This window comes from Pseudomonas sp. MPR-R2A5 (genome assembly GCF_058793055.1).
Window position 1 is genome coordinate 257,005 of the sequence record NZ_JBXAFK010000004.1, and the last position, 10,566, is coordinate 267,570.

The window sequence follows — 10,566 nt, forward strand, 5'->3', positions numbered from 1 at the left end:
GGGCCTAGGGCTTTCTGAACTTCAGGGAGGACTGATGCAGGTCCGACGCCCAGCCATCGATGACGCCTTTTACATCATTGGGCGTCATCGTTTGTGCGTCGTTTTCCAGGGGTTTGCCGGTGCCTTTGCGCACGACCTGGGCGACGACGTTGCCGTTGGCCCCATCGAGAAACTGTGCCTCGGTACCCAGGATCGTGTCCTGGTCGCGAATGCCGCTGCCAGCGCTGACCGCCGCCGCGACTAACGCAACAGGCACATACTCATAGGGCTTGAGCCCCTGGGTCTTGGTGCTGACCGCCGTGATCGCTGCCCGCACCACCAATACCCCGTTGCCTGGCCCTTGCGCCAGGGGCAATGACTTGCCGAGCTCGCGCTTGAGCGCCTGGTTGAAGTAGTCGTTGATGCCGCGCAACGTGCTTTCGGGGATTTTCGTCGTGGCGTGGGGCTTGGGGTAGAACTGGGTGGGTTCGATATACACCGCGTTGTAGCGACTCACGTCCAGCTTGGGGTCGACCCAGCGCATCACTTCGGCCCCCGAGGGCGACTTGGCCTCCTTAAGGCGACTGTAGTCGGAAAGGAACCCCGAATATTCATCCGGTTGTGTAACTTTGCTGGCACAGCCCACCATCCCGATCGAAGCGATGCAGAGCGTGCTGATCATTCGCCTTAGCTTCATGCTTGAACTCCTTGGCAACCATCATCAGAACGTTGAGCTGTAGGTATAGCCAATCACGGAAAAATCGCGCGCTTAGCCGCGTTCGCGGGGAATCAGGCTCTGTAACTGCGCCGCGAGGAAGTTGGCGTCGAAGCCGAAGGTGTCCGGGTCTTTCAGGCCGTTGGTCTTCTTCCAGAGCCAGTCGTTCTTATCCGCGGGCAATACCAGCGAGACACTGCCATGCCGCGCGGCGGTAAGGCCCATGACCGACACGCAGATCAACCCGCCGGCGCCCATGACCTCGGGCACGAACTCGACGTTTTTGCCGGTGATCTGCACCGTGAGTTTTTCCGTGTTGAAAGGCGATGTCTCCACCGGCATGCTCGGGCCGCTGGCCACGTAGGCTTCGCGGTGAACCTCCAGCAAGCCATGGGTCTTGACCGGTTCCAGCCACTGCTCGATCTGCTGGAACAACTCGCCGAGCTTTTGCGCCCAGCGGGCTGATTGCACATCGAACTGCTGTTTTTTATGCGCTTCGCTATCGGCGTAATGACGAAGCATCTCGCCCAGTTGCTGTACATCGTCCATTGCGGATTTCCTTGGGTGAGCCCATTTGCGAAACCCGATCATGGCAGATGCGGCGCCTGGCCGTACGATTAACGCCCGCCAGGCTATCGCCTGCGAAACAACGGCCGTGGCTCGATGGCGCTGCGGCCATACAGCACGCTCATCCCCGCCAGGCCCTTGAGGGCATCCTCGGCGGACTTGTCGGCGCGCAGCGCAAACGCATCGAACCCGCATTGACGCATATGGCTGAGTTGGTCGCGCAATACATCGCCAATTGCGCGCAACTCACCTCGCCAGCCCAGTCGCGTGCGCAACAGATAGGCCTGGCTGTAGGCACGTCCATCGCGAAAGCTGGGGAAGTCCAGGGCGATCAGCGGCAAGGTGGCGAGCCAGGGTTGCAGGTGCTCGACCTCATCATCCGGCCCCAACCACACGCCCTGCCCCGCCTCATAGGCCGCCAGCGGCAGGATCAACGGGCCAGGCGCTCGCACCTCGTCGCGCACCAATACCCAGGGGTCATCCTCGACGATCCGCGCCACACCCTGTTCCAGCCTCAATAGGTTGATCATGCCGGCTGCCCCACGTAGACCCGCTCCTTGAACGGCTCCAGGCCAATGCGCTGCAGCGTGTCGACAAAACGCTCCTCGCTTTCGCGGTAGCGCACGAAGGTGCTGATGACTCGCTCGATCACATCGGGAATTTCCGCGGCGCTGAACGATGGCCCGATCACTTTGCCCAAGGCGCTGTGCTTGCCCTGGGCGCCACCGAGGGTGATCTGGTACCACTCGCTGCCATTCTTGTCGACGCCAAGAATGCCGATATTGCCGATGTGGTGATGGCCGCAGGCATTGATGCAGCCGGAAATATTCAAGCTGATATCACCCAGGTCATGCAGGTAGTCCAGGTTATCGAAACGCTGCTGGATCGCCTGGGTGATGGGGATCGACTTGGCGTTGGCCAAGGCGCAGAAATCGCCGCCCGGGCAGGCAATGATATCGGTCAACAAGCCGATATTGGCCGCACCCAGGTCGTGTTCGCAGGCCAGTGTCCACAGGGCATGCAGCTGTTCCTTGGGCACGTCCGGCAGCACGATGTTCTGCTCATGGGCGATGCGTATTTCCCCAAAGCCGAAACGCTCTGACCACTGCGCCACGGCATCCATTTGCCGGGCGGTCACATCGCCCGGCGGCGCGCTGATTCCCGGCTTGGTGGAAAGCACCACGCTGGTGTAGCCCGGTACTTTATGTGGCATCACATTACGGCTGACCCAGCGTGCAAAGTGCGGGTTGTCCGCCAGGGCGGTGCCATAAGCCAGGCTGGTGTCGGCCAGGTGCGCATAGGCCGGTGGGACGAAGGCCGACGCCACACGGGTATATTCGGCGTCGGTCAACTGCGCCGGGCCGTCACGCAAGTACTGCCACTCTTCTTCCACCTCGCGGGAAAACGCTTCGATCCCCAGGGCCTTGACCAGGATCTTGATGCGCGCCTTGTATTTGTTATCCCGCCGACCGTGGCGGTTGTACACGCGCAATATCGCCTCGACATAGGACAACAGGTGCTGCCACGGCAACCCCTCGCGAATCATCAGCCCCAGGATTGGCGTGCGCCCCAGCCCACCGCCCACCATCACGCGCAGCAGCATGTCGCCCTGGCGGTCACGGTAAAGGTACAGGCCGATGTCATGCATCATGATCGCGGCGCGGTCTTCGTCGGCCGAGCAGATGGCGATCTTGAACTTGCGGGGCAGGAACAGGAACTCCGGGTTGATGGTCGACCACTGCCGCAGGATCTCCGCCAGCGGGCGCGGGTCCAGAATCTCATCGGCGGCGACCCCGGCAAAGGCTTCCGTGGTGATATTGCGCACGCAGTTACCGGAGGTCTGGATCGCATGCATGTCGACCTGGGCCAGGCGTTCGAGGATGTCGGGCACCTGGTGCAGTTCGATCCAGTTGAATTGCAGGTTCTGCCGCGTAGTGAAATGGCCGTAGCCACGGTCGTAATCCCGTGCAATGCCAGCCAGCGTGCGCAATTGCCCGGCACTCAAGGTGCCGTAGGGGATTGCCACACGCAGCATGTAGGCATGCTTTTGCAGGTACAGGCCGTTTTGCAGGCGCAGCGGCAGGAACTCCTCCTCGCTCAGGTCGCCGGCGATAAAGCGTTCCACCTGGTCACGAAATTGCGCCACGCGCTCGAACACCAACGCCCGGTCGTATGCGTCGTATTGGTACATATCACTGCCTCATCAGGGTGGGCCGCATCCACGGTGCGGCTTCTATGGCACGACTATGCACCTGCGGCGCAGCGCGTTATAGATTCACATCCAGCGATAAAAAGCGGATCAGATGGCCTTAGAGCAGCGTTTTCAGGCTGGATAAACTGATCCGCAGTAATGAGGTTTTTCTGAGTCTGTTTTGTTTTGCCCACGCTTCCTACAGTGCCGCCACTTGGAACCGTGGGAGGACTGAGCATGACTACAGCAACAACCGGACAGGCCTATAACTATAAAGTCGTCCGCCAATTCGTGATCGCCACCCTCGTCTGGGGCGTGGTGGGCATGGCCATGGGCGTCTGGATCGCCTCGCAACTGGTCTGGCCCGAGATGAACCTTGACCTGCCCTGGACCACCTTTGGTCGCCTGCGACCGCTGCACACCAGCCTGGTGATCTTCGGTTTTGCCGGCAGTGCGCAATTTGCCGCCAGTTACTACGCGGTACAACGCACCTGCCAGGTTCGGCTGTTTTCCGACACGCTGGCCGCATTCACCTTCTGGGGCTGGCAGTCAGTGATCGTGATCATGCTGGTCAGCCTGCCACTGGGTTACACCACCACCAAGGAATACGCCGAGATCGAGTTCTCCGGCGCGGTGTGGATGACCGTGGTGTGGGTGGCTTATGCCATTGTGTTTTTCACCACCGTGGTGCGGCGCAAGACCGCGCATATCTACGTGGGCAACTGGTTCTTCGGCGCGTTTATCCTGGTGATCGCGATGCTGCACGTGGTCAATCACCTGGCGATCCCGGTGGACTGGTTCAAGTCCTATCCGGTCTACGCCGGGGCCACCGACGCGATGGTGCAATGGTGGTACGGACATAACGCCGTAGGCTTTTTCCTGACTACCGGTTTTCTCGGGATGATGTACTACTTCGTGCCCAAACAAGTCGGGCGTCCGGTGTATTCCTATCGCCTGTCCATCGTGCACTTCTGGGCGTTGATCACCCTGTATATCTGGGCCGGCCCACACCACCTGCACTACACCGCGCTGCCGGACTGGGCACAGTCGCTGGGCATGGCGATGTCATTGATCCTGCTGGCGCCAAGCTGGGGCGGCATGATCAACGGCATGATGACCTTGTCCGGCGCCTGGCATAAGTTACGCACCGACCCGATCCTGCGCTTTTTGGTGTTGTCGCTTGCGTTCTACGGCATGTCGACCTTCGAGGGCCCGATGATGGCGATCAAGACGGTCAACGCCCTCTCCCACTACACCGACTGGACCATCGGCCACGTCCACGCCGGAGCCTTGGGCTGGGTGGCGATGATTACCTTTGGCGCGCTCTACCACATGATCCCCAAGGTATTCGGGCGTGAACAAATGCACAGCGTGCCCCTGATCAACCTGCACTTCTGGTTGGCGACCATCGGCACGGTGTTGTACATCGCCTCGATGTGGGTCAACGGTATCACCCAGGGCTTGATGTGGCGGGCGGTGAACGATGACGGCACGCTCACCTATTCGTTTGTCGAAGCCTTGCAGGCCAGCCACCCCGGCTTTGTGGTGCGTTTTGCCGGCGGCTTGTTCTTTCTCAGCGGCATGCTGCTGATGGCCTACAACACCTGGCGCACGGTGCGGGTCGCCGACTTGCATGTGGCCCAGCTCGATGCGCGGATCGCTTGATATGTGGAGTTTCCTCATACTGATATGCCTGTATGGCGCGGTGGAGTACTGCCTGCGCGGGCAGACCAACGAGAGCCTGGATGAGGCCAGTCTGATTCCCTTTGCCGACGACCCGGAAGTGGCACGGCGGGTGGAGCTGGCCACTGGAAAACCGGTCCACGCGGTGGCACCGGAAACCGCCCGGCCGGGCTGGATCAACCTGGACATGTGAAACTGCTCCGGTCATTTGCTCGGCAACTGCGTATGACTATTCGGCGACCGATGAGTAAGGTGGGGCGACATTCCTTGTCAGGAGCATCGCATGCGCACCATCGGCCTTATCGGCGGCATGAGCTGGGAGTCCAGCGCCGAGTACTACCGCATCATCAACCAGCACGTGCGCGACCAGCTCGGCCCGCTGCGCTCGGCGCAATTGTTGATGTACAGCGTGGACTTCGGCCCGGTGGAACAGGCCCAGCATGCCGGGCGTTGGGACGACGCCGCGCTGATCCTGGAAGATGCCGCGCGCCGCTTGCAGGCCGGGGGAGCCGAGTGCGTAGTGCTGTGTACCAATACCATGCACCTGGTGGCGCCGCGTATTGAGGCGGCGGTGTCGATCCCATTCCTGCATATCGCCGATGCCGCCAGTGCGGCGGCCGTCGAAGCGGGCACCTTGACGGTCGGCTTGCTCGGCACGGCGTTCACCATGGAGCAGGACTTTCTCAAATCACGCCTGGCCGCCCAGGGCTTGACCGTGCTGGTGCCCGAGGCGCATGAACGCCAGGCGGTACACCGGATCATCTATGAGGAGTTGTGTGTGGGGGTGATCAGCGAGGCGTCACGCCAGGTATACCAGCGGGTGATCGAGTCCCTGGGCGCGCGCGGCGCCCAGGCCATCATCCTCGGGTGTACGGAAATCAGCCTGCTGATCAAGCCGGAACACAGCGACCTGCCGCTGCTGGACACCACCGAGCTGCATGCGCAGGCTGCGGTGGCGTTTGCCTTGCAGGATTAAGCCGACCGACGCAGGCGCGCCATGCTCAGGGTGTCGACGAAGACGCCATCACGCAGGGCGTAATCGCGCAGCCGCCCTTCGACTTCGAAGCCGAACTTGCGATACAGGTTATGCGCGGCTTCGTTGTCGGCATACACCGTGAGTTCGACACGGTGCAGGTTCATCCAGTTGTCGGCTACATCCAGCGCAGCGGCCAACAACCGCGAGCCCACACCTTTGCCTTGCCAAGCCGTGGCCACGCCCATGCCGAACGATCCCACATGGGCCTGGCGTACGCGCAGGTACTGTTCCAGGCCAAGCTGGCCAATCACTTCCCCCCCATGCAGCGCCACCAGTTGGAGCCGCCGCTCGTTGTCCATCACCAGGCGTTTGCGCCAGGTTTCAGCGGACTGGAAAGGCATCTGCAGCACCTGACGGCACACGGCCGGCTCGTTGTAGAGCGTCGCGACGCCTTCAAGGTGGGCTTCGGTAAAGCGCTGGATCACGATATGGGGTTCAGGCGGGTGCATTGTGTTTCATCCTTTGAAAAACAAGTGGCCGCCCAGTGTAGGGGTGGCTCTATCGGCGGTGCAACGCCGCCAACCGCCACACCCGCGCAATATCCGCCGACCGCTCCCGCAACAAGCGCGGTGCCTCACTGCACGCCTGCTCCAGGCTCATCGGCCCGGAGGGCAAAGCAAAAGCCGCCGCCACCCCATGGGCGTACATCTGCTCGTAGCCCTCGCCCAGGGTGCCGGCGATCACGATGACAGGGACGTTGTGCCGGTGAGCGATACGCGCCACACCAAACGGGGTTTTGCCCCGCAGGGTCTGGGCGTCGAAGCGGCCTTCGCCGGTGATCACCAGGTCGGCGCCGCGTACGGCTTCGTCGAGGCCCACCAGTTCGGCCACCACCTCCACACCGGCGCGGAACTGTGCGCCCAGAAAGGCCTTGGCGGCGAAGCCCAGGCCACCGGCGGCACCGCTGCCGGGCTCGTCGCGCACGTCCCTGGGCAGGACCTGGGCGCAATGGTCGGCAAAGTGGCCAAGGGCGGCGTCCAGCTGTTGGACTTGCTCGGGGTTGGCGCCTTTCTGCGGGCCGAAAATCGCCGAGGCGCCGTGGGGACCGCATAACGGATTGTTCACGTCGGCGGCGATGTCGAAACGCACTTGGGCCAGGCGCGGGTCCAGTTGCTCGAGGCTGATACGTGCCAGTTGGCCCAACGCCAGGCCACCCGGTGCCAGGGCCTGATCTTCGGCGTCGAACAGTTGCACACCAAGGGCCTGCATGGCCCCCGCGCCGACGTCGTTGGTCGCGCTGCCACCAATCGCCAGGATGATGCGTTGGGCGCCAGCATCCAGGGCCGCGCGGATCAGTTCGCCGGTGCCATAGGTGGTGGTCCGGCATGCATCGCGCTGGCCTGGCGGCACCCGTTGCAGGCCACTGGCCTCGGCCATTTCGATGATGGCGGTGTGGCTGTCGGCCAACCAGCCCCAACGCGCGTCAACCGTCGCGCCGAGCGGGCCGCGTACGCGCTGGTGACGCAGCTCGCCATTGCACGCCGCAAGCACCGAATCCACCGTACCTTCACCGCCATCCGCCATCGGGCACTGGATCAACTGTGCATCCGGCCAGACCTGGGCCAAGCCTTCGGCAATGGCCTGGGCGACGCCGTCGGCACTCAGGCTGTCCTTGAACGAGTCGGGGGCGATGATGATTTTCATGGGCTTTCTCCGGTTTTTATGACGCCCATGCTGCCAGTTGGCTCCGGGAATAACGCCGGTCCGATGCACAAGTGCGGGTGGGGTTTGTTGTTCATTCGGACAAAGGCTGGGGCAATAGCTGCACGCCAAGGTACAGCGCGAGCATGCCATCGAGGGTCAGCGGGTCGACGCCGCTCAGCTCGGCGATGCGTTCCATGCGGTAGCGCAGGCTGTTACGGTGGATACCCAAGGCATCGGCGCAAGCCTGGCTTTGCCCATCGTGATCGCACCAGCTGCGCAACGTGGCCAGGAGTTGGCCGTTGCTGTCTTTGGCCAGCACTTTGCGCAAGGGGTTGAGCAGCTCATCCAGCGCATCGTCGTTGCGATGGCGCCACAGCATCACCGGCAGACGGTAACGGTTGAGGGTCAACAGGCGCGACTGGGGCAAGATATCGCGCCCATAGGCCAACAAATCGCCGACCCTGCGGTAGCATCGACGCAATCCCGCCAGCCCATCGGCCTGCCCGCCAACGGCGACGCGCAGGATGTTCCAGCCCAGGCCCTGAAGCTTCTCCAGCAGGCGCAGGTTGTCCACCGGCACGGCTGCGGGTCGGCACCACAGTAGGGAAAACTGCGCCGAGCTCACACACCAGCTGTCCGGGTAGCGCGATGTCAGCCAGGCACTCAAGGCCTCCGCCGATTGCCCCACCCCCAATTCGAACAGGTAAGGCGTGCGTGCCATCTGCGGTTTGAGCCCCAGTTGTTGGGCTTCGTCCACCAGGCGGGGAGAGTCGCCGCTGTCAGCCAGCAACAAGGCGAGCAGATCGTCGCAGCGCTGGCGCCGCCATTGTTGTTCAACCTGCTGGTGACGCTGGCTGACCAACATTTCGGCGGTCATGCGCACCAGCTCGGCATAGGTGCGCAGCCCTTCCGGTTCGCCGGTGATGCCCAGCACGCCGATCAGGCGCTGGTCATGCATCAGCGGCAGGTTGATACCGGGCTGTACGCCTTTGAGGTGCTTGGCAGTCTGCCCATCGATCTCGACCACGCGGCCATTGGCCAATACCAGTTGTGCCCCTTCGTGGCGGGTGTTGATGCGTTCGGGCTCACCACTGCCGAGGATCAGGCCCTGGCTGTCCATGACGTTGACGTTGTGGGGCAGGATCGCCATGGTCCTATCGACAATATCCTGCGCCAGGTCATGATCCAACTCGAACATGCGGCTAAATTCCTTAAAAGCGTGGTTGTTCATCGGCACAGCGCAAACGATGCTTCACTGTGCGCGAGCACAAAGACAGCACCCCGCCAGGTGGCCGAGACTCGTTGGGCGATCAACGTTACCTGCGCATCGCGAAAAATCATAATAAAGAGAGATCCCCATGTCACAGAGCGCCGCTGCCACACTGGCCACCGATGACGATAAAAACGCCATCTACAAGCGCATCACCCTGCGCCTGATTCCCTTCATCTTCATCTGCTATCTGTTCAACTACCTCGACCGGGTAAACGTTGGCTTTGCCAAGTTGCAGATGCTCGATGCCTTGAAGTTCAGCGAAACCGTCTACGGCCTTGGCGCCGGGATTTTCTTTATCGGCTACGTGCTGTGCGGCGTGCCGAGCAACCTGGCGTTGACCAGGTTCGGCCCACGACGCTGGATTGCATTGATGATGATCGTCTGGGGCACGCTGTCGACCTGCCTGTTGTTTGTCACCACGCCGACGCACTTCTATACCTTGCGCCTGTTTACCGGTGCCGCAGAAGCGGGCTTCTTTCCCGGCGTGGTGTTGTACCTCTCGCAGTGGTTCCCGACGTTCCGCCGTGGTCGCATCATGGCCTTGTTCATGTCGGCGATCCCGGTCTCCGGCTTGCTCGGCAGCCCGTTCTCCGGCTGGATTCTCAACCACTTCGCTGCCGGCCAAGGCGGCCTCGCGGGCTGGCAGTGGATGTTCCTGCTGCAAGGCATCCCGACCGTGATCCTCGGCGCCCTCGCCTACTTCCTGCTCAGTGACAGCTTCGCCAACGCCAAGTGGCTCAAGCCCCACGAGCGCGCGGTGCTGGAGGCCGACCAAGCGACGGATTTGGCGAACAAGCCGAAAACCACCACGGACTCCCTGGTAGAAGTGTTCAAGAATCCGGCGATCTGGGCTTTCGGCCTGATCTACTTCTGCATCCAGAGCGGCGTGTACGCGATCAACTTCTGGCTGCCGTCGATCATCAAGAACCTGGGGTTCAGCGATAACCTGGTGATTGGCTGGCTCAGCGCGATTCCCTATCTGCTGGCCGCGGTGTTCATGTTGCTGGTGGGCCGCTCCGCCGACCTGCGCAAGGAGCGGCGCTGGCACTTGGTGGTGCCGATGCTGATGGGCGCAATCGGCCTGGTCATCGCGGTGAATTTCGCCACCACGCCGGCCATTGCGATTCTTGGCCTGACCATCGCGACCATGGGCGCCCTCACCGGCCTGCCGATGTTCTGGCCGGTGCCGACCGCCATGCTCAGCGCAGGCGCAGCAGCCGGTGGCTTGGCGCTGATCAACTCCATGGGCCAGATGGCCGGCTTCCTCAGCCCGTATATCGTCGGCTTTGTGAAGGATGCCACCGGGTCGACGGATATGGCGCTGTACTTGCTGGCTGCGGTGATTGTCGCGGGCAGTGTGCTGGCGTTACGCATGACGCGGACCTTGAAGGCCTGACGCCGCTTCTGTAGGAGCGAGCTTGCTCGCGAAAAACTCACAGGCGCCGCGTTGATTCAGGAAACACGCGTTATCGTTGAGG

At 62.1% G+C, this 10,566-nt stretch carries 11 protein-coding genes; 4 read left to right on the top strand and 7 right to left on the bottom strand.

All coding sequences use genetic code 11. The features are described 5' to 3' along the window. Window positions 1-4 precede the first annotated feature (4 nt). The 4 genes from AC1Q6I_RS05170 to AC1Q6I_RS05185 all read right to left on the bottom strand — a co-directional run bounded on the left by AC1Q6I_RS05170 (window position 5) and on the right by AC1Q6I_RS05185 (window position 3,452). Window positions 5-676: a DUF3313 domain-containing protein gene (locus tag AC1Q6I_RS05170; protein ID WP_102623388.1), complete on the bottom strand. Its 672-nt coding sequence runs from the start codon at window positions 674-676 to the stop codon at window positions 5-7. Between the two features lie 72 nt (window positions 677-748). Continuing rightward, entirely contained in the window at window positions 749-1,243 is a 495-nt protein-coding gene (locus AC1Q6I_RS05175) for a hypothetical protein (RefSeq protein ID WP_024075375.1), read from the bottom strand. 83 nt (window positions 1,244-1,326) lie between these two features. Next, window positions 1,327-1,791 carry a DUF934 domain-containing protein gene (locus AC1Q6I_RS05180; RefSeq protein ID WP_102623389.1) on the bottom strand — a complete coding sequence of 155 codons (465 nt, stop codon included), beginning with the start codon at window positions 1,789-1,791 and terminating at the stop codon, window positions 1,327-1,329. Beyond that, complete coding sequence (locus AC1Q6I_RS05185; protein WP_024075373.1) at window positions 1,788-3,452, bottom strand: nitrite/sulfite reductase; 1,665 nt, start codon at window positions 3,450-3,452, stop codon at window positions 1,788-1,790. The genes AC1Q6I_RS05180 and AC1Q6I_RS05185 overlap by 4 nt, the downstream gene beginning before the upstream one ends. A gap of 237 nt (window positions 3,453-3,689) precedes the next feature. Here AC1Q6I_RS05185 and ccoN point away from each other — a divergent pair, with 237 nt between their 5' ends. From ccoN to AC1Q6I_RS05200, 3 genes are all read left to right on the top strand, one after another. Further along, window positions 3,690-5,117, top strand: coding sequence for a cytochrome-c oxidase, cbb3-type subunit I (gene ccoN, locus AC1Q6I_RS05190; RefSeq protein ID WP_024075372.1), 1,428 nt, complete (start codon window positions 3,690-3,692; stop codon window positions 5,115-5,117). A 1-nt stretch (window position 5,118) separates the two neighbouring features. Then, a complete protein-coding gene (locus AC1Q6I_RS05195) occupies window positions 5,119-5,328 on the top strand; it encodes a hypothetical protein (RefSeq protein WP_024075371.1) in 210 nt (69 codons plus the stop codon). A gap of 90 nt (window positions 5,329-5,418) precedes the next feature. After that, a complete protein-coding gene (locus tag AC1Q6I_RS05200) occupies window positions 5,419-6,111 on the top strand; it encodes an aspartate/glutamate racemase family protein (protein ID WP_069076026.1) in 693 nt (230 codons plus the stop codon). Here AC1Q6I_RS05200 and AC1Q6I_RS05205 read toward each other — a convergent pair. The 3 genes from AC1Q6I_RS05205 to AC1Q6I_RS05215 form a co-directional block, all read right to left on the bottom strand. Beyond that, window positions 6,108-6,620 (bottom strand): GNAT family N-acetyltransferase, encoded by a 513-nt coding sequence (locus AC1Q6I_RS05205; protein WP_024075369.1) that lies wholly within the window; start codon window positions 6,618-6,620, stop codon window positions 6,108-6,110. The genes AC1Q6I_RS05200 and AC1Q6I_RS05205 overlap by 4 nt on opposite strands. A gap of 49 nt (window positions 6,621-6,669) precedes the next feature. Beyond that, window positions 6,670-7,815: a glycerate kinase gene (locus AC1Q6I_RS05210; protein WP_102623390.1), complete on the bottom strand. Its 1,146-nt coding sequence runs from the start codon at window positions 7,813-7,815 to the stop codon at window positions 6,670-6,672. Window positions 7,816-7,906: 91 nt separating this feature from the next. Further along, complete coding sequence (locus AC1Q6I_RS05215) at window positions 7,907-9,013, bottom strand: sugar diacid recognition domain-containing protein (protein ID WP_024075367.1); 1,107 nt, start codon at window positions 9,011-9,013, stop codon at window positions 7,907-7,909. 160 nt (window positions 9,014-9,173) lie between these two features. On the opposite strand from AC1Q6I_RS05215, the gene AC1Q6I_RS05220 reads away from it, so the two are divergent. Beyond that, window positions 9,174-10,484, top strand: a complete 1,311-nt coding sequence (locus AC1Q6I_RS05220) for an MFS transporter (protein WP_102623391.1) — start codon at window positions 9,174-9,176, stop codon at window positions 10,482-10,484. The last annotated feature ends 82 nt before the right edge of the window (window positions 10,485-10,566 follow it).